Consider the following 17,829-nt stretch of genomic DNA (forward strand, 5'->3'; position numbering starts at 1 on the left):
GATCGTTGCGCGCGGTGGTCAGGGATCGGGCCCGAGCTCGTGCTCGGGAACGGCAGTGACTGCGGGCTGGCCTGGATCGGCCTCTGGGGTGGTGTCCCCGAGGTCGACTGTGCCGCCGATCGCGTCGCCGAGTGCGGTGTCGATGGCGCGGCCGGTGTCGGGTTCCTCGGACAGGATGATGTGCATGTAGTGGCGGGCCAGTACGACGTGCAGGGCCTCGCGGGCGTGCTCGATCAATGCCGCCGGTTCGGGTGGTTGGGCACGCTCTGAGTTGGTGCTTGTGGTCTTGGGGTCGGGGTTGGCTCGGTGCAGGCTCCGCAGCGAGCGCCGCACGCTCGACGCGATCGACGGTGTGGCGTGGTGGTAGAAGAGCGCGTCGAGGTCGGCGCGGCTGTAGTGCCAGAGCTCGGTGACACGCTCGCTCAGGTCCGCGTCGATTCTGAAGGTTCGGGCGCGAACCCGCCGCGACATCTCGGTCGCGTCGGCGGTGCGGACGGCGCGCGTCCACAGTGCGTCGAAGTTTCTGCGGAACTGTTCTGCGGCAACAGGATCGGGTTCTGTCGTGCCCGCACGGGCGAGGAGGTGTTCGCGGGTGACGAAGACCGCGGCCATTTCGGTCATTTGACGGGTGTCTCCCAGGACCCGGGTGGCCGTGGGTCTCTCGGGCTGCCGTGCGGGTGCTGGCAGCCGGAGGTCGTCGGTGAAGGGCTGGCCGGTGCGGCCGAGTCGGCGTGCGTGATCGATCCAGCCCGCGGGCAGACCGGTGGCGCGGGCACGGATTTCGGTCATCGCACGATCGCGGTCCACCATGCGCAACTGTTCGAGTGTTGCTGTCGCCGTGTCGGTATCGGCCGCGCCGTCTCGTGCGGCGGCATGCAACTGCGCCCCACGCTGTGCCAGTGCGTGAATCCGGCGAAGCATCCCCGCGTGCTCGGCAGGCAGCTCACCAACTCGCTTGCCGGTCGCCGGTGGTGTACTCACCGCTCGAGCCCCTCGGCATGCGAAGCGAAGATCGGAATGGGGATGTCCCGGTCCGGATCACCGTCGGGCCCCCAGGGATCGACCTCCGTCGCGCAGCTGAACAGTGCTGTTTCCGAACTTGTTTCGCTACCGTCCGCCGCTGTGAGGGCTGATGCGATCGCTACGCCGGGTGATGGCGTTTCATCCCGTGCGTGTAGTGAGGGCAGTGCGTGAGTCAGTGCGGCGACGAGGTGTTCGTGGGCGGGTAGAGCCGGGGTTGCGTCGAGGGCGATTTCTGCTGCTCGTAGAGCGCTCGCGTGCAGGGTGTAGGTGCCGGTATCGGTGCAGGCCGCGATGTTCCAGCGGTCGATGACCTGCTCGGCGGACAGTCCATCGAGCACCGCGACGCCGGTGTGGGCCCAGTCTTGGACATCGCCCCAGAGTTGTTCGCCGAGGTCGGTGTCGAGTCCGAGCAGGTTGGCGATACCGGTGGTGCGGGCGCGCAGGACCGCCAGGTTGTGGTCGAACGCCGCCGCGCCGAAGCCGCGATCGGGACTGTCCGCGCGGCGGGCCAGGTCCAGGGCGGTCCATTCCTGCAGGCGGGCAACGTCTGTGCACAGTGGGCCCAGGACCCGGTCCCAGTCGACAGGATCGGGAGGTCGCAGGGGGATGTCGGGGGGCCATGGCGTGCCGGTGGATCCGTGCTCGTGGACGTGGGAGATCCACGCTCGCGGGACCCCACCGGCGGCAGCGACCTGCTCGAGCGCTTCGCGCAGGATCGCGTGCTCTTGGTAGTCGCGATACCAGCTCTGCGGCGGGCGTTCACCGGTGCCGGCGCGGTGACGGGCCGCTTCGGTCAGCAAAGCAGCCAGGTGCGCGCAGTGGTCGTGCAGCGCGGTGAGCACCTGGCGTTGCGGCGGTGTCGGGATTCTCATGAGGAGTCCCTTCCTGTGATGGTCTCGGCGAGGGTGCGGAAGTCCGGCCCGAAGCCCAGGCGCTTGAGCTCGGTCGGTGTGCTCGCTCCCGGCGGGCCGAACCAGGCGGTGGGGATCGGGGCACTGGGCAGGCCAGGACATTCGACGTGCTGGTCGGGGGTGCAGCGGTGCAGCGGGCCTTTGGCCGCGTCGAGGACCTCGCGCAGGTGGACGTCGATGTGGCGCAGGAACAACGTGCTCATCGCGGCGGGGTCATCGGCGCGGGCACCGGCCTCGAAAGCCAGGTGGATTGCCGCGAAGCGCACGACGACGCTGTGGTGTCGCCACCACTGTCGGCACCAGCTGTACTGGCCTTCGCGGTTGTTGGCCGCGATCCGTATCGAGGTCACCGGCAGCAGCCAGTCCGTCACGAACTCCGAGTAGTGCGCGAACACCGGTGGCGGAGCCTTCTTTTCCCCGGCTGGTGTCGGTTTCGGTGCTTTGGGGCGGCCGAACCAGCCCGGGGGTACTGGATCGAACGGCAGCGACGGGGTGCTCACATGGGTCTGGCGGGTGCAGCGGTGCAGCGGGCCGTTGGCGGCATCCAGAATCGTGCGCAGGTGCCCGTCGACCGCCAGCAGGAACGTGCTCAAGGCGGTGCCGGCGCGGGAACGGCGTTGGCCTTCGAAGGCGCTGTGCAGGTGCGCGATTCGTACCGCGACCGCCCGGTGTGCCCACCATTGCGGGCACCAGGTGTAAGTGTTCTCCCGGTTCGCCTCGGCCAGGCGCACGTTGACATACGGCAGTAGCCAGTGCTCGGCGAAATCGGTGAAATGGCGGTAGCGGGGCGCCAACGGTGCAGGTTGGGCACCCGCAGCAGAGACGGAGGGGGCGCTCATGACCGCGGTCCCTGGTCATCGGACTCTGGTGGTGGCGCGGGAAGTGCGGCCGGGGCGGTGGCGGCTTTTTCGAAGCGTGCGAGTGAGGCGTGGATCAGGGGCGCGTATTCGGTTTGCTGCCACCAGATCTTGCGGACCACGACCGGCCCGTAGCCTGGAAGTCGCACCATGGCACGGTCTTTGGGCAGCGCGGCCAGCAGCGAGACGTCCAGAATGGGCTCGGGTCGCCAGTTCAGGCTACGGTTGACCCCGCCCGCTCCGTGGCTGCGGGAGCGATCGGCGACATCGTGCGGGCCGGTCATCGCCGCCCAGTGCTCGAGGTAGTCGACCGCGGCGATGCCACCGCCGTAGACCTCGATCGACTGCGCGCGCATCGTTTTAAGGCCGCTGGGACCCCACAGATCTTCGCCTTGCTCCAACACCTGCAGGATGGTCATGAGCACGATCCCGCTACCACCGGCGTAGGTGTAGTAGTAGGGCAATTCCGAGATGCGCGCGCAGTTGGCTGCCTCGTCCAAGACCCCGAGCAGCGGCACCGCGAGGCGCCCGTCCGGGCGCATGCGGGCCGCGGCGAGGGCGGCCTCGAGGATCTGCCCGACCAGGGCCGCGGTCAGCGGGGTCGCGCTATCGGCGCCCGCCATCGACAGCGCGTACAAGGTGTCGTTCGAGCTGACGAAATCACGCGGCCGGAACTGCGGCAGATCATGGGTCTGGTCTTGTTCGGTCCGGTCGATCACGATCTTCTCGCGGCCGCTCTTACCGGCCGTGGTCTCGCGCACGCGGAGCTGCTGGCGGCGCGGCGGGGTGATCAGCTGCGCGTAGCCCTCGTCGGAGAGCACGTTCAAAAACCTGCGGGCCATGTCATAGAGGCCGTCGCGCTGGCGGGCGTAGAGGGCTTGGCATTCGACGATGCGCTCGGCTTGGCGGTGGTGTCCGTAGTGGCGCAGGATCAGCGCCGGGGTCAGGTCCTGGTCACGGCCGAGCCACTCGGCCACATGCAGCAGATCGCCTCCCGCACACGCCGCGGCATAGGCGTACAACGCCAGCAGTTCCTGCGCGCCGCCGTCGAAGTAGCTGTCCACCTTCGCATTCGCCGCTTGGGTCGCCGAGGCGGTCGATCCGGAGACGAAGAAGCTGGCCAGCTTCCGCGCGGCGGGTAGGGTGTCGACCTGTTCGAGCAGGTCGACCCAGAACCCGCACACCGGTGCGCCGGTCACACCCTGCTGGTCGCACAGCCAGACCCGGCCGCGTTGTTCGCGCCCATAGACGGTGTGGCGGTACAGATCTGGCCGGATCGAGGTCGCGATACACGGTCCCCATGCCGCCAGCACCGCTGCCACCGCCCACGCCATGGTTTTGCCGGTGCGCGCTCCGGCGGTGATCGTCACGCACATCTCGGCCGGAACGTAGAGCTGCACTCCCCCGATCACCGTCTTGCCCAGCGGCGGCCCCGCCATGGCCTGGACCTCTGGCGCGGCATCACGCAACAGGCGCTGGTTGGCGATCGCGTTGTCACGCGCCCGCGCCAACCGGATCTCACCGGGGCGCTGCATCGTGCGCGCCGCCGCGTCGATCTCGCTGCCGGCGTGCAGCATCCGCCAGCACGCGAACATTGCACCGACACCGGCGGCGGCGAACACCGCCGCGGTTACCGTGGCCTGCCACGGCCACGGGCGCTCACCGAAGGCAAGGGAGGCCAGTACGGCGACCGGATGCCCGCCCACCGGCAGCCCGGCCCACCAGCTGCCCACCCACCAGGCCGCCCACACCCCCAGCGCGATGAGCACCAATGCCACGAACACCAGCAGCAGCGCGGTTTCCTCCCCGACCCCGCGTTTAGTTCGGCGCCGGGTTTCCCTAGTCGCGATCATGATCAATTCCCTCCGTGTCGTCGAAAGATCTTCATGAGCAGTGGTTTTCAGAAGTCCGGGTCACGGGCGGCATCCTGTGGTGGGGTGGACCGGTTCACCTCGGGCCGTACGGGGCCGTGCCAGTCGGTGGGCTCGGCCTCGGCCGACGCGTCTTCGATGGCTTGGTCGATCGCGACTCCGCCCGGCGTGGCGTTTGTGACTTGCGCGGGTGGATCGGGTGAGGCGGTGTCGTTGTGGTGGCCTGACGCGGGGTCGACGTGGGGGCCGACGTCGGCAGTGGAGTTCAGGCGCGGGTCACCCGGGCCCTCACGCCAGTAGGTGCCGCTCTGCCCGGCCAGCGAGACACTTCTGATCACCTCGGTCGAGGCGCCCGCCTGGGCTGCGACCACGCGGGCGTTCCGGGCGGCCGTCATAATCTGTTCCAGCTCCGCGACTTTGGCGAGGTTGCTTGTGACGGTGTCCGCGGTGAGGTCGTTGAAGCTCCCGACGGTGCGCGTGTGCTCGGCATACAAGTCCTGCAGCGTCTGCAACGCCTGCAGTTGCTGCTGTGGCGTGCCCGAAGGTTCCGTGGTGACCTTCGGCGATCGGCTCTGATCCGCCACCGCGGCACGATCGTCGACCGTGGAGATGTCGAATACTTGAGTGGCCCCGGTCGCCTGCTCGGTTTCGGCGATAATCGCGCCGGCCTCGTCGAGGTTCTGCAGATGCTGCGGGACTCCCAACGCGCGGGCGAGCAACCTGGGCCACGGTGGGGTCGAATCAACGATGGAGGCGGGGGCAGTGCCCGCGCCACGGTCTGCACTCGCGTCGGCGGCCGCGCTCGGTGTTCGGGTAACCGGCTCCAAATGGGAGTTGTAGTGCTCGGAGCCGGTGATGCCCGGTTCCCAACGGCCGGTCTGTGCACCAGCTTGACGCAGGTTGCGCAACCCGATCTCGTCGACGCCTTCCATACCCGCAGCGACGGCACGCTCAAGGTCCCGCATCTCCCGGGCCGCTTGGTCGGGAGAATTGGTCCATTTGGTGAACGCATCGCGCAGCCGCTGCCACTGGATGCGACGGCTCACGGACTCGTGACGGCTCCAGGTGACGGCCAGCGCGCCCGCCTCACGGACCCATGCAGCACTCTGCTCGGGAGTGTCGGCAGATTTTGCGATCTCGCGCAGGTAGTACCAGTGCGCCGCATCAGCCCGCAGTCGTGCTTCATCAGCGTCGGCGGCGTCGGGGTAGTGCTCAGGAGTATTGGGACCGGTGCGCCGCTCGAGCCAGCTCATGACACTGGCCCCATGTGGGTGGCATCGCTGATGGCATGGTCAGCCAACTGCGGTGATCCGACGAACGCGGAAGGGATGGAAAGGGTGGTGGTGGACATCGTCGACCTCCTGCGGAGGGTGCGTGCCACGCGTCGTCAACGCGAGGTGGCAGCGGTGTTCAGATGTCCCCGGCAATCGGGTTCGGCGTGGTGGTCACTACCCCGTGACCAGCCGCCGACGAAAAGCAGGCGAGGCAGGTTATTCGGTCAGGGTCCTAGTGGCTCCGTTCTTCGAGGGACTCAGGTATCCAGACCCACGTCCGGGTGGGAACTTTCGGGGATGTGCTGGCCGTCGTCGTATTCGCCGCCCCAGCTCGACGCACTCTCGGGCAGGGCGGACTCGACTGCGCGTGTCACAGCCGTACTGGGTCCGAGGTCGTGGTCTGGGGTGGCGTCGATGAATTCCGCGCGCAGCGCGGCCTTGGCGACGTCGAGCATTTGTTGTGGGGTCGGTGGTGTGACGCCGGCGTCGGCCAGCACCTTGTCGACGTCGAGATCTGCGGAAACGTAGGGCGGGCGTGCGGGTTTGGGGCTTGCCATGGCGTATCGACTCCATTCGGCGACCACGCTCAGCTCGTCGAGGCGTTCGAGGGTGACCGCATGCAATCTGCGCAAACTCTCGGCCGTCGCGCCCCACAGCGTGGCCGCGTCGTGCGCGGTGATCCCCACTGCCGCGGCTAGGGCGTTGACTCGCTGATATTGCCGGTGGGTGTTCTCGGCGAATTGCCGTACCGCCAGGGGGTTGTTCCCGAAAGGCCAGTGACCGGTTTCGATACGGGCACGTCGCAGCGCTTCCAGGCTGACCATGCGTTCGAGATCCCACATCTCGACGGCGAGCATGTCCTGACACAGCGCCTCAATGGTCTTCTCACCGGCTGGATCTCGTGCCGATGTGGTGCGTGGTGGTCCGGGCCGGGTGCCGTCGTGGCCGTACTCGCGCACATCGTCGATCACTTGCGCGGGGATGCCGGCGCTCAACGCCTCGTGCTCGAACTGTTCACGTTGGCGTTGCAGCTCCTCGAGTTTCGCGACGAAGGCGGCCTGGCGTTCGTGATCCTGGCTCGGGTCTTCGCCGGTCTCGTATCCGGCTTTGCGGACGCGGGTTTCCTCGGCGGCCAGTCTCTGAATCGGGCGCAGCAGCTGGTCGCGCCAGTCCATTACCCGTTCCGAGGGTGGGGGTTGCGATGGTGTGGTCATGATCGTGGCCGCTCACAGGTCGCGGTCGACGCCGTGACCGGCCTCGCGCGTCGGGTTGGGATCAGGGCCGGGTTCCTCGGTCCAGGTCGGCTCCGGTGTATTCGCCAGTGCGGCTTCGACCTGGCTGTCGGCCCTGCGACCTGCCGATTGCATCGACAGGGCCTCGGTGGCGTGCTCGATCAGAATTGGCGGTGACGGTGGTCGGGGCCCGGCCAGGTCGGTGCCCGCGGGCACGCCCAGGTTGTCGGTGCCGCGGCGGGCGTTGTGTTCAAGACCACGCCAGGTATGGGTGCGCCAGCGCTCATACAGTTCGGTGTCGCTGTATGAGCCCACCGTCACCTCGCCCAGCTGCTGCCAGCCGTGCCGGTCGCGTCCCCAGAGCTCTCGGGCTTCGGTGCCAGTCAACTCGATGACCTGGGCGACGGCGGCGGCCCGTTGCCACAGTGCCGCCATGTTGCGGTCGAACTGCTCTACGGCGCGCGGGTCGTGCGGGAATCGGCGGTCGTGGCAGCGGGTCTCGTGCGCGACCCGGATCATGGCCATGTGCTCGAGCTGCCACACATCGGCGGCGATGCCGCTGACCATGTGCGCGCGAACCGGTTCTTCGCCGTGGCGCATCACTGGTGGTGAGTGCACGCTGTCGCCCCACCGCTGGCCCCATTCCCCGGCCTCGCGGGCCGCCTCGATCGCGGCGCTCGGCACCCCCACGCCACGAGCGCGCAGTTCGATCTCGTGCAGGTCGGCTCGCAGCACCAGCAGATGCGTGCGCCAGGTCTGCACCTTGATGTCCCCGCCGCCGTCGTGCGGTTCATGGTCGGGGAAGCCGTGTCTCGCGGCTTTGGCGTGGTCGGCGGCGGTGTTCTGGATCGTCTCGAGCAGCCGCAGCTTCCAGCTGGGCAGGTTCTCCACCTCTGGTATCGGTCGATTCATCGGTCATGCTCCGATCGGGAAATATGGTGAAACGAGGGTGTGCGGGAACCGTCCACGGTTCATGGATCGGTTCCGTAGTCAGCCACCCGCGCGATCACCTCGGGTTCTGTTCCGCCCCAGGCGGATTCGTTGTGTGGAGGCTCGGTGGCGGCGTGCTCGCTCGGTGTGGCGGCGGCGACGGCTTCGTTGAGGCGGGCGGCCTCGGGTTCGCGGGGTATGGCGTCGAGTGCGACGTCGACCAGTTCGACCATCTTTTCCGCCGAATGCGGCATCTGCGTGGTGATGTGCTCCAGGCTTGTACCGGACTGGAGCATCACCATCAACGGTGTCGCTTCCATCGAGAAGTTGGCGTGCGCGACGGCATTGAACCGGTTGCTCAGTTCCTCGTCGCTGTGGCGGCTGCACTCCTGGGCCACGACGTTGGCCCAGTGACGGCTGCCGTGTCGCGACCACACCTGGTCTCGTTCTCGATCAGTCAGCCCCAGCTCGTGCGCCACCGCGCCCAGGCGCTGCCACCGCACGCCCATCACGGCCCCGAAATTGGCCTGCTCGTCGCTATCGAGGGTGTGCTGGCGCAGGGTGTGGGCGGCGAGAACACCTGCGGTGTCCTGCAAGCTGTGTATTTTCTCGCCCAGTGCCGCGATCAACGCCAGACGGGGAGCTTTGTCCGGGCTTTGGAACGGCCGCTCGGGGCTCCAGGGTTCGCCGCGTTCTCCGGCCTTGCGGGCGTAGTTCAGCCAGGAATGTGGGCAGCCCACCAGCGAGGCCAAGTCCTCGAGCTCGGTAAGGCTGCGGTGGTTCATCGCGATGTGCTCGACCACCTCTGGTGGTGGGGTGGCGTGGCCGGCGGCCACGGAATGGCTCGTCTTAATCCAGGTGTCGTGGGCCAGGTTCTGAATTCCTTTGAGCAGCAATGTTTGTAGGCGGGTCGGGGTCTGCATGTCACCGGCTCCCGCCGTCATTCGACCCCGCTGGGGTGGGTGCTTGGTTCATGGCCCGAGCTCCGGATCCGGTGCGGCGGGCAAGGCCAGTGGCGGGTCGAAACCGAAGTCCAGTCCCGCATCCGGATCCACCGCGGCCCTCTCATAGGGCGGTTGTGTGTCGGCGACGGCGGCGTCGTACCCAGTCCCGTCGGCAGCAGGCGAGTCGGAATCTTCACTGGCTCCGGCGAATTCGTGCTCGAGGTGGGTGAGCACCGTCAGTGCTTCGGCCAGCCCGGCGGTGTCGGCGATGAACACTCTCGATGCCGTACTCCCCTGGGCCGCTGGGGTGGCCGGGTCGAAGTTTTCGACGACTTCGGCATCGATGGCGTCGTCGACCGGGACCTTGGTGTCAGCCACGACTGTGCCGTCGATGAAGTCGTGGGGTTCGACGCCGGTGTCCTCGGTGAAGCGACGGCCGTAGGCGCGCGCGGCTTCGGCGTGCTCCTCGGAGAGTCCCTCGCTGGCCTGCGCTGCGGCGTGCGCGGCAGTCGACGCTCCCGCCGCGCTGTTCTTTCCGCCGTGGTCGGTGAGGGTGTCGCTCAATCCTGCTGCGCGGCGGCGGATCTCGATGAGCAGGGCTTTGTAGTCTTTGTCGAGCTTGTGCAGCTCTCTTGCGCGGGTCTCGCGGTTGTCGTACGCCGCGACCTGCTTGTCGTGGATGGCCTGTTTGTGCGTGCTGTCCAGCTCGCCTGCTTTGTCGCGGCGTTCCAGATCCTTATCGGAGCGATCGATCTGGCGTTTCGTCCGGCGCAGTTCCTCTTTGTGCAGTTCGGTGGCGTTGGTCGTGCGCTGTTTGACTTCTTCGATCTTGGCGGTGTTGAGCTCGATCTGCTGCGGCACGGTCGCGAGTTTTTCCTCCACCCGCAACCAGTGTTCGACGGCTGAGCGTTCCTCTTTGTTCGCGGCGATGCGCATCCGCTGGAGGAATTCGGTTCTCGACCGAGCGTCCCCGGCGCGACGCTGAAATAACCCCGCCACCATCGTCGCGGTCTGGAACGATTGCCAAACGTTCTGTTGGACCGCTTTGCCGAGGTCCTCACCTGGCTCCCCGCTCATGCGATCACCTCCAACGCGGCGAGCAGCCATGCTGCTGTTGTGGTGGTTCGGTGGGCGCGGGCGTAGACGGCGAACCCGATCGACGGTTGGTCGGCGGGACGTATCTGCACCGACAGGACCCGGGCGGCGGCGGTGGGGGTGTCGGGTGGGTGGTCGTCTCGGGTGAGGCGCACCAGCGTGGTGATCTCGATGCCGTCGCGGCGCCATTGCTGCCACTGGTCGGAGCCGACCGGGGCCCACACCAGCGCCGAAGGTTCCCCCTGTTGAGCGAACTCCGGGTCGATCAGATCCCGGGCCGTGCGGAACGCGGCGCGCTGATCGGGTTGTTCGCTGGGCCGGTAGCCGAAGATCGTGCGTACAGCCGTGAGCAGCACCGATTCAGCCGAGCACACATCGGTCTCGCCGGTGGCGGGCTCGATACCGGCTGTGCCGCACTGCGATACGGGGCGCGGTGGTTGGGCGGGAGTCTGTGTGCCGCATCCGCTGAGCACCGCGATAACCGCGATGCTCGCCGCGAGGGTGGTGATCGGCTTGTTCATGCCGACTCCTCGTCGGTGTCGAACAGGCTGCGCAAGTCGGCGGCAGACCAGTAGACGGCGTCGCGGCGGGCACGCTGTTCGGCGGCGGGATTGCGTCTACCACTGGTTGTCAGCTCCAGCACCAACCCGGCGGTCCGTGCTGCGTGCCGCAGCCTGCGGGTGGTGATCTCGTAGCTCTGAGCCATGACCAGCCGCAACGTCGCCGCAGGCTCTCCTGCCTGCTCACGCGCCAGCGCGGCGAGCCAGATCGCCTGGCGCGCTGCGGCTTCGGCGGCGATGGCGCCGGTGCCGATTGCCGCCGGGTTCTTGAACACGTCGTGCCAAACCAGGCGACCGTCACTGCGGCAGATGGTGAAGCTGACCATGGTCGCTGCGGAGAACAACCTCAGTCGCGGTCCTTTGGCCGCCAGCACCGCGAGCTTGCCTCCTGCCAGCTCGACCGCCTGCGCGGCCTCGGCCTGACATAGCCCGTCGTAGTCGATTCCCAGATTCAGCAAGGCAATCACGAAGCGGTCGAAACTCGCGCTGTCACTGAATTGGTGCTGGGCGGCGACACGATCGAACTGGCTGGTACGGGTGTAGGTGCGTAGTTCGCGGGCGCGAATACGCACAACCATTTCTGGAGTCACCGTGGCACCGACGGCCACGGACCGATGGGATTTCATCCTCGACCTCCTCGTGTCGAAGTGGAGTGGGTGACGAGTCAGCCGACATTCAGTGGCGAAACGTTCTGGTAGCCAAAGCTGTTGATGCAGCAGGCTCATAGTTCGACCTCCCGCTGTGGCTGAGCGATCTCTGGTACCGGCGCCGTCGCGCTGTCTGCGTCGGGTTCGTCAGCGAAGTTCTGTTCCGGCGTCGCGGCCTCGACAGCGGCAGCGATCTGAACACCGGGATCACCAGCGGCGGTCGCGGGTATCTCAGCGCCCTGCGCGCTGTCGGAGGCTCTCGTACCGCGCCACGCGGTTTCGGCGGCCAGATGGAGCTCGTGTGGGCGAGGTGGAGCGACGGCGCGGAGGGGGTCCAGTCCAGCCGCCCGTAGCGTGGCTTCACGCAAACGCGCGTGGGCTACCGCAGTGGCCGTGGTGTAGGACTTCCACCGTGTGAACAGCTCTGACGGTGTCAGCGCTCGAGCCGCCTCCAGCAGCGCTGTCCACCGCTGGGGGTCGCCGGACCATCTCGTGCCGACCTCGCCGCGGGTGACATTGAGTGCTCGGGAGACCATCGTGACCCGCAGCCACTGCAACCTTTGATGCTCAGAGAACCGTTCGGCGGCCAACGGCGTGATCGGATTGCCTCGCTCCCGGTAGATCCGGCGTAGCGCGGCCATCTCATAGAGCTGGTCCACATGAATGTGCAGCCGCGCCAGTTGCTGTTCGCGTGTCTCTGCGGTGGACGCGGGCAGCTGTTGGCCGTCGCTCCAGCGCAGGCCGGCGTTGCCTTGGGTTCGGACGAAAGCGATCCACCGTGGGGGGATGCCGATCTCGCGCGCCTGGTCTTGCAGCAGCCGCGCGGTGGTGACCAAGTCACGCATCATCTGCCGGTCTGCGGCCGAGCCGGTCACATTATCGAGGTCGGCAGTCACGTTCTGCAGTTGCTTGAGTAGTCGTTGCTGGACCACGGTGGGCACCGCGCTCCCGCCTCGGCTGGGTCCAGTCCTGGCCATGTCGTCATCCCTGAACCCGCGGACGGCGAGAAGAATTCACGGCTCCCGCTTCCCGTCGCTGACGCCGGCAAGAGCTGGCGAGGGCGTAGTTGCGACTACCAGTGCGGTCGATGTCAGCCAGCCGGCCACCGCAACGATCACTCATGGCTTGCCTCGGTTCTCGGTGGTAGCGAATCCGGTCGAACCGGCACGTCCCCGGTAGTTGTCGCGTTCTCCGTCCTCGTGTCGGCAGAGCTGAAAGTGTTGTGCCACCCGGCGAATTCGATCCATCGCGCGGTCGTGTCCCCGGCAATCGGTGCTGGAAGGTTCTCGGGCAGGGCGAACGAGCGGGCCAGGATCGGCAGGCGGTACTCCACGGCCGCGGTACGAGACCACAGGTCGCGGTTGAGCCGGGTGGCTCGGTCCCGGCCGAGCAATCCGTGCGCGTCGTACCAGTCGGCGTGCTCCCTGACGTGCCGTAGTCCGTAGAGCGCTGCAAGGTCGTACAGAATGCGTTGTACGGCAGGGCTACTGGCATCCGCGGCCGCTGTCCACAGCGCGTCTACTGCGGTGCGGGTGGTGACGGCGGTGGCGAGGTCTATGGCCGCCCGGTCGGGGTGCCGGGTCGAGTTCGGGGCTTGTGCCAGGGCGCGTTCGCGTTCGGCCAGCAGTCGGTACCACCACGCGCGCGGTTGTTCACCGGCGTCGATGAGGCGAGGGATCCCGGCTCGGCGCACGGCGCGTCCGGCGGCGCCGAGCGTGGCCCAAGTTTCGCCCTCGGCGGTCAAGATCCCTTCGCACGCCGTGACGTAGTCGGTGAGGTAGTTCGCCCGCAGGATCCCCTGGGCTGCGCAGCGATGCCGACACATCGTGGTCACTGTCCACGCGGTGTAGGAGGCGACGGGTTTGGTGAGCATCGCCCACAACGCGACCTCGCGGCTGTCGATGTCATCGCGGGCGCAGTGTGCGCGTACGGCGTTGACCAGACACGTCATCGCCCACACATCCGACATCGCATGCGCGAACTGCCCGGCCACGTGGTCGTGGGAGATCATCGACGCACTATCGGGGCCGACGCGGCGGTGGTGGCCGTAGCCGATAGCCAATCCCAGCCCGGCGCGGGCCGCCGACACCGCCGCACCGGCCACGCCCAACCGTGCCGCCGACAGCGGGCTCACCGTGCGGGCGAAGCGTTGCTGTGTCGTCAGCTCGCAGTGGAACCGGCCCGTGGCGTCGAATCCGGCGACCTCCCCGCCCAACAGTGCCGATTCGGGCAGTAGCGCGCCGTGGAATCTGGTCATGGCGTTGTCCATCCACAGCCCGAATCCGTTGTCGGGCAACGCCTTGATATCCACACCAGCGGCCAGGCCGTCGGCGGTGCGCAGCCGCATCAGAAACGGCCACACCCCCTCATCGGTGCCATCGACGATCAGGCGGGCGAGCACGACGACGCACCGGGGGACCTCGGCGGCGAGGTTGGGCATGAACTTCACCGAAGCGGGGGTCGGGCTGTCGAGTCGCACGCAGCGCTGTTCGGGCTGCCAGGTCGCGGTGGTTTCCAGGTGGATCGCGTCGGTGCCGTGCCCGAGCTCGGTGATCAGGGTGACTCCGGTCGCACGTCCGGTGTCCAGATCGCGCAGGCAGTCCTGTTGGAATGCTGATCCGTCGCCGAGGTTTTCGATCGCGGCGATGCTGAGTTTGAGATGTCCCGACAGCAGTGCGAGCAGCCGCGGTGCGAGCGCGGCGGACCAGTCGAACAGTGCGTAGGACGCGAGGTCGTCAGCGGCGATCGCTCGTGCCGAGCCGCCGAGTGCGTCGATGGCGCGTTCGAGCAGGGTGTAGCTGGCGCGGGCTTCGGTGGTCTGGGTCTGACCGGTGCCGGGCAGATCGCCGAGTTCGGCGAGGACGTCGCGGATTTGGAGGTGGCGCAGGTAGTGCTCGCCGTCGCCGAAGAGCGCCTGCGACAGTCCCCTACCGGGGTCGACCGACAAATGGGGTCTTCTCTGGGGTGATCGCAGTGCGCCGGTGTCGTGGTGGGAGGCGCGAGTCAGGAATGACATGTCGATGTCCTTCGGATGCGGTGTGTGGGTCTGGTTGATCTGGCGGCTGCTCATGGTTCGAGCCCTGGTGTCGGTTCCGTAGCCGGCGGGGTGTGGCCGGGATCGTCGTCGTTCCAGTCGATTTCGACGTGGTCGCCGACAGCGGCGGTGACGGCGTCGGTCGAGGGGCTGGGGAGGGGGTGGTGCAGCCGTCGTTGTGTGAGGGCTTGGGCCAGCAGTGCATGCGGGGAGGGGAACGCCGCGGGGGTCGCGGCACCGGGATCGACCTCGGGGGCGGGAACGAGCAGTTCATAGAGGGTGCGGGCTTCGTCGTAGGCATCCGGGAAACAGAACCCGCGCCAGACCTCCTCGACCACGGACTCATCCGCCGAGCGGGCCAGCCCAGCCCGGCGTGGCCTGCTGGCGGTGACTTCATCCCAGATCTGTTGCCGCTCTGCACCGCTCGCGCCGATGACATCGGCGTAACCGGTTGCCAGCAGCCATCGCTGGCCGAGGTTCGAGTGGAACTGCCGCACTTCGTCGTCGAGGTCGGCCACCCCGTCGCTGCTGGTCGTGGCTGCCGCGACGCTGTGGCGGTGCTGGTGTTCGGCGGCGACGACGCTCATGGTGTCGAGGCGTTCTACTTGGCGGCGGAGTCCGTCGAGCAGCAGCGTGCGTGCGGTGTTGATCGTCGGCAGCGGTTGCGTTTCCGACCAGACCAGACCCGAGCTCGCCTGCTGGTTCACCGCATCGAGCCACCGTTCGGGCACGCAGAGGGCACGCGCGCGTGCCCTGTGCTCGCGGCGGAAGCGGTCGTAGCTCTTCAGCTGCTCTTGCCACTGCGACCGTTCGGGCAGAAAGACCGGCTTATCCCCGGACAGACGTGCCCGTTCGGCGGCCAGCGCGTGAGTTTGCTCGAGGATCTTGCGCTGCCACAGCGGTAGCTCTGCGATCGTCAGGGTGTCCGGATCGGTCATCGAGACCACCTGCCTCGGCCCAATCGCTGGCGCGCCCCGATGATGCTGACGCCCAATTGATTTGCGCTCCGCAGGTAGCGGTCTTGGGGGCGGTGGAGAGCCTCGCTCACGTTCGACTGCTTGCGACGTCTTCGGACTGGTAGCGGCGGATGTCCATGCGCTCGCCGTCCCACGCCGACAACGGTGTGATCGTGACGGTCTCGCCGGTTTGCGGGGCATGCAGCAGCACGTCGTTGCCTTGTTTGTCTCGCCCGTAGTAGATCCCCACGTGATGCGAATCCGACTCCCCAGGCAAGGTGAAGAAGATCAGGTCGCCTGGGGATTTGGACGCGAAGGACACTGGCCGCGCAGAGGGGTGATCCTGTTGATACTGGGTGTAGTGGGGGAGCCGGATCCGACCACCGGATGCCTGATAGATCGCATACAACGTCAAACCGCTGCAATCGAACCCACCTTTGGTGGGGCCACTGGCGTCCCCACCGGCCCATACATAGGGGGTGCCGATCCAACGAGCGGCGTGATCGATCACTGCCTGTCCGAATGCGCTGGCCGCAGGGGCAACCGGCGTCCCGGATCCGGTCGGCCCGCAGCCGCTCGCCACGGTCCCGGGGTCGGTGCGTGGCATCGTCCGCGGGTCGAGGCCGGCGAACATCGCATACAGCCGTCGCGCTAGATCTAGTTGCGCCCCATAGGCGTTCGGCGCCGAGTTCTCGATTGCTTGGGCGAGTTCGGCAGGGGACATCTGCTGTGCGGCGCGTCCGAGTTGAGCGGCGCGGTCGTAGAACCAATTGATCTGGAAGATTGGATCCATCAGCCGCGCGATACCGAACGATCCGTGGATGCTGAACCGGATCTGGTGTGGGCCAACCGAATCGTGGTCGTAGCCCAGGCCGTCGTTGGTGTAGCGCAGCGAGTCCGGCACCGCCGGGTTCGCGAGATTGCGGAAGGTGCTTTCGGTGGCTTGGGCGGCGAGCTCGGCGATGATCACCGATTCGCTCATCCCCCGCTGCAGCCCGATCGCTACCCCGTTGCGGGCCAGTTGCAGTTGGCGTTCGTTCAATCCGGCCAGGCTCTGCCCGGTCGGTCCGCTCACCCCTGATGCGCTGCCCGCCGACAGCGGCGTCGCACACGACAGTGCAGGGTCGGCACCGACCACCACCAGCAGCAATAACAGCAAGACGACCGGTAGTCCCGCCGCGGTCGCGGTTACGGTCTTCGCGGAAGTATCCATACGCGTTCACCAGCAGCAGCGCCCACGGCGTCGGTCCCTGGATCTCGGGTGGGGGGCCGATCACGCCGTGTCTCAGCAGTTTTGCCGAGCAGCTCGGCATGGGTTGCGTGGTTTCGCCGGACGCCAGGGTTTGTGGGTAGTCGCGTGCAGCCGGTTGCCATCGAGCTGGTCGTGTAACTGAACGCGCCTGCGGCCCGTCCGGGTCGGCGAGAACGGCGGCGAGTCGGGGGCAGAGGGGAATCGTCATCGCGTGCCGGCCACATCATTCGGGATCGGCCAGCGTGCCGAATTCCGGTGGCCGGGCCAAAGCCTCACCTACCGGCTCACTACCCCAACTCGCCGCCGTGCCGCCGGGCGAACTCCCGACCATCGAAGCCAGGTGGTCGAGAACATCTCCGCCGTAGATGAACGCCTCGACTCGCGCCTCATCGATATCGACGCCCAAAGCGCGCGTCGCTTCGCTGATCAGCACACCGGGCTCTGGTGCCCACGTGCTCGACTCGGTGAGTTCGCCGTCGTCGACGGGTCCGGCGTTCACCCGACGGGCATCCCACTCGATGCCCGGCCAGGCGTAGGCATGCCAGCGCTCCTCGAGCTCGAGGTTGCTGTAGCCGTACACGGTGCGTGACACCAGCCGGATCCAGTCACCGTGATCGCGGTGCACCATCTCGGCTTGCTCGGCCTCGGTCAGCTCGACCGTCGCGGCCGTGCGGTTGACCCGCGTGCGGAGCGCGATCATGTTGCGCTCGTACTGCTGCTGCGCCGCAGGGTCGGGGATGAAGTGCCTCTGTTCCTCCTGCCGCGCTGCTTCGACCGCGGCCATGTGCTCGAGAGTCCACATGTCCTCGGCGATCGCATCGAGCAGCGGTGCGCGATCGGGATCATCCGGTGCCACCGTGAGCGGGTAGTCCGCGAGGTGATTCCAGTGCAGCTCACTGTGCCCGCTTTCGGCTGCCGCGCCGATCAATTCGACATCCACCCCGACCAGCTCGGCGCGGATTTCCAGTTCGGTGCGGATGGCATGAAGATCACGCAGCCGAGAGCGCCAGCCCTCGATCGCTGCCGCGCCGCGGCCGTCACCGTCGCGATAGCCTGGATACTCCGTGTGCAGCACCAGTGATTGGCGGGCCGCCAAGTCCGCGATTCTGTCCAGCAGTCGCGCTTTCCAACCAGCGAGCTCAAACGCGCGCAGGTGCACGTTATTGTCTGTCATCGCTTGCTTCCTTCTGTGAACCGTTGTGGTCTTAGACATCTCGCTCCCATACCGCCGTGCCGGCGGTTG

16 protein-coding genes are annotated in these 17,829 nt (G+C 67.3%); all 16 read right to left on the minus strand.

Translation table 11 applies throughout. The features are described 5' to 3' along the window. Positions 1 to 18: 18 nt before the first annotated feature. The 16 genes from DBO33_RS26595 to DBO33_RS26670 all read right to left on the minus strand — a co-directional run bounded on the left by DBO33_RS26595 (position 19) and on the right by DBO33_RS26670 (position 17,760). Positions 19 to 981 (minus strand): hypothetical protein, encoded by a 963-nt coding sequence (locus tag DBO33_RS26595; protein ID WP_107657513.1) that lies wholly within the window; start codon positions 979 to 981, stop codon positions 19 to 21. Continuing rightward, complete coding sequence (locus DBO33_RS26600; protein WP_107657514.1) at positions 978 to 1,895, minus strand: hypothetical protein; 918 nt, start codon at positions 1,893 to 1,895, stop codon at positions 978 to 980. The genes DBO33_RS26595 and DBO33_RS26600 overlap by 4 nt, the downstream gene beginning before the upstream one ends. Then, positions 1,892 to 2,773, minus strand: a complete 882-nt coding sequence (locus tag DBO33_RS26605; protein ID WP_107657515.1) for a DUF4913 domain-containing protein — start codon at positions 2,771 to 2,773, stop codon at positions 1,892 to 1,894. The genes DBO33_RS26600 and DBO33_RS26605 overlap by 4 nt, the downstream gene beginning before the upstream one ends. Continuing rightward, a complete protein-coding gene (locus DBO33_RS26610) occupies positions 2,770 to 4,644 on the minus strand; it encodes a type IV secretory system conjugative DNA transfer family protein (protein ID WP_159080549.1) in 1,875 nt (624 codons plus the stop codon). The genes DBO33_RS26605 and DBO33_RS26610 overlap by 4 nt, the downstream gene beginning before the upstream one ends. A 47-nt stretch (positions 4,645 to 4,691) precedes the next feature. Further along, the gene (locus tag DBO33_RS26615) at positions 4,692 to 5,915 is read right to left on the minus strand and encodes a hypothetical protein (protein ID WP_107657517.1); all 1,224 of its coding nucleotides are present in this window, start codon (positions 5,913 to 5,915) and stop codon (positions 4,692 to 4,694) included. A gap of 278 nt (positions 5,916 to 6,193) precedes the next feature. After that, on the minus strand, positions 6,194 to 7,150 hold the full coding sequence (locus DBO33_RS26620; protein ID WP_159080550.1) for a hypothetical protein: 957 nt from the start codon (positions 7,148 to 7,150) through the stop codon (positions 6,194 to 6,196). A gap of 12 nt (positions 7,151 to 7,162) precedes the next feature. Beyond that, positions 7,163 to 8,080, minus strand: a complete 918-nt coding sequence (locus DBO33_RS26625) for a hypothetical protein (protein WP_159080551.1) — start codon at positions 8,078 to 8,080, stop codon at positions 7,163 to 7,165. Between the two features lie 59 nt (positions 8,081 to 8,139). Next, complete coding sequence (locus tag DBO33_RS26630) at positions 8,140 to 9,021, minus strand: hypothetical protein (RefSeq protein ID WP_107657520.1); 882 nt, start codon at positions 9,019 to 9,021, stop codon at positions 8,140 to 8,142. Positions 9,022 to 9,069: 48 nt separating this feature from the next. Beyond that, on the minus strand, positions 9,070 to 10,119 hold the full coding sequence (locus DBO33_RS26635; RefSeq protein ID WP_159080552.1) for a hypothetical protein: 1,050 nt from the start codon (positions 10,117 to 10,119) through the stop codon (positions 9,070 to 9,072). Beyond that, complete coding sequence (locus tag DBO33_RS26640; protein WP_107657522.1) at positions 10,116 to 10,658, minus strand: hypothetical protein; 543 nt, start codon at positions 10,656 to 10,658, stop codon at positions 10,116 to 10,118. The genes DBO33_RS26635 and DBO33_RS26640 overlap by 4 nt, the downstream gene beginning before the upstream one ends. Beyond that, positions 10,655 to 11,323: a hypothetical protein gene (locus tag DBO33_RS26645; protein WP_107657523.1), complete on the minus strand. Its 669-nt coding sequence runs from the start codon at positions 11,321 to 11,323 to the stop codon at positions 10,655 to 10,657. The genes DBO33_RS26640 and DBO33_RS26645 overlap by 4 nt, the downstream gene beginning before the upstream one ends. A gap of 95 nt (positions 11,324 to 11,418) precedes the next feature. After that, on the minus strand, positions 11,419 to 12,321 hold the full coding sequence (locus tag DBO33_RS26650; protein ID WP_159080553.1) for a hypothetical protein: 903 nt from the start codon (positions 12,319 to 12,321) through the stop codon (positions 11,419 to 11,421). 137 nt (positions 12,322 to 12,458) lie between these two features. Beyond that, positions 12,459 to 14,414: an acyl-CoA dehydrogenase family protein gene (locus DBO33_RS26655; RefSeq protein WP_107657525.1), complete on the minus strand. Its 1,956-nt coding sequence runs from the start codon at positions 14,412 to 14,414 to the stop codon at positions 12,459 to 12,461. Beyond that, the gene (locus DBO33_RS26660) at positions 14,411 to 15,316 is read right to left on the minus strand and encodes a hypothetical protein (RefSeq protein WP_107657526.1); all 906 of its coding nucleotides are present in this window, start codon (positions 15,314 to 15,316) and stop codon (positions 14,411 to 14,413) included. The genes DBO33_RS26655 and DBO33_RS26660 overlap by 4 nt, the downstream gene beginning before the upstream one ends. A 106-nt stretch (positions 15,317 to 15,422) precedes the next feature. After that, positions 15,423 to 16,547, minus strand: a complete 1,125-nt coding sequence (locus tag DBO33_RS26665; protein ID WP_234391053.1) for a C40 family peptidase — start codon at positions 16,545 to 16,547, stop codon at positions 15,423 to 15,425. 262 nt (positions 16,548 to 16,809) lie between these two features. Continuing rightward, positions 16,810 to 17,760 (minus strand): hypothetical protein, encoded by a 951-nt coding sequence (locus tag DBO33_RS26670; RefSeq protein WP_107657527.1) that lies wholly within the window; start codon positions 17,758 to 17,760, stop codon positions 16,810 to 16,812. Positions 17,761 to 17,829 lie beyond the last annotated feature (69 nt).

This window comes from Nocardia suismassiliense (genome assembly GCF_900269665.1).
Taxonomy (GTDB): domain Bacteria; phylum Actinomycetota; class Actinomycetes; order Mycobacteriales; family Mycobacteriaceae; genus Nocardia; species Nocardia suismassiliense.

Coding starts and splice junctions, on each gene's coding strand:
- DBO33_RS26600 (WP_107657514.1), bottom strand. CDS start 1,895: ATGAGAATCCCGACACCGCCGCAACGCCAGGTGCTCACCGCGCTGCAC.
- DBO33_RS26605 (WP_107657515.1), bottom strand. CDS start 2,773: ATGAGCGCCCCCTCCGTCTCTGCTGCGGGTGCCCAACCTGCACCGTTG.
- DBO33_RS26610 (WP_159080549.1), bottom strand. CDS start 4,644: ATGATCGCGACTAGGGAAACCCGGCGCCGAACTAAACGCGGGGTCGGG.
- DBO33_RS26615 (WP_107657517.1), bottom strand. CDS start 5,915: ATGAGCTGGCTCGAGCGGCGCACCGGTCCCAATACTCCTGAGCACTAC.
- DBO33_RS26620 (WP_159080550.1), bottom strand. CDS start 7,150: ATGACCACACCATCGCAACCCCCACCCTCGGAACGGGTAATGGACTGG.
- DBO33_RS26625 (WP_159080551.1), bottom strand. CDS start 8,080: ATGAATCGACCGATACCAGAGGTGGAGAACCTGCCCAGCTGGAAGCTG.
- DBO33_RS26630 (WP_107657520.1), bottom strand. CDS start 9,021: ATGCAGACCCCGACCCGCCTACAAACATTGCTGCTCAAAGGAATTCAG.
- DBO33_RS26635 (WP_159080552.1), bottom strand. CDS start 10,119: ATGAGCGGGGAGCCAGGTGAGGACCTCGGCAAAGCGGTCCAACAGAAC.
- DBO33_RS26640 (WP_107657522.1), bottom strand. CDS start 10,658: ATGAACAAGCCGATCACCACCCTCGCGGCGAGCATCGCGGTTATCGCG.
- DBO33_RS26645 (WP_107657523.1), bottom strand. CDS start 11,323: ATGAAATCCCATCGGTCCGTGGCCGTCGGTGCCACGGTGACTCCAGAA.
- DBO33_RS26650 (WP_159080553.1), bottom strand. CDS start 12,321: ATGGCCAGGACTGGACCCAGCCGAGGCGGGAGCGCGGTGCCCACCGTG.
- DBO33_RS26655 (WP_107657525.1), bottom strand. CDS start 14,414: ATGAGCAGCCGCCAGATCAACCAGACCCACACACCGCATCCGAAGGAC.
- DBO33_RS26660 (WP_107657526.1), bottom strand. CDS start 15,316: ATGACCGATCCGGACACCCTGACGATCGCAGAGCTACCGCTGTGGCAG.
- DBO33_RS26665 (WP_234391053.1), bottom strand. CDS start 16,547: ATGGATACTTCCGCGAAGACCGTAACCGCGACCGCGGCGGGACTACCG.
- DBO33_RS26670 (WP_107657527.1), bottom strand. CDS start 17,760: ATGACAGACAATAACGTGCACCTGCGCGCGTTTGAGCTCGCTGGTTGG.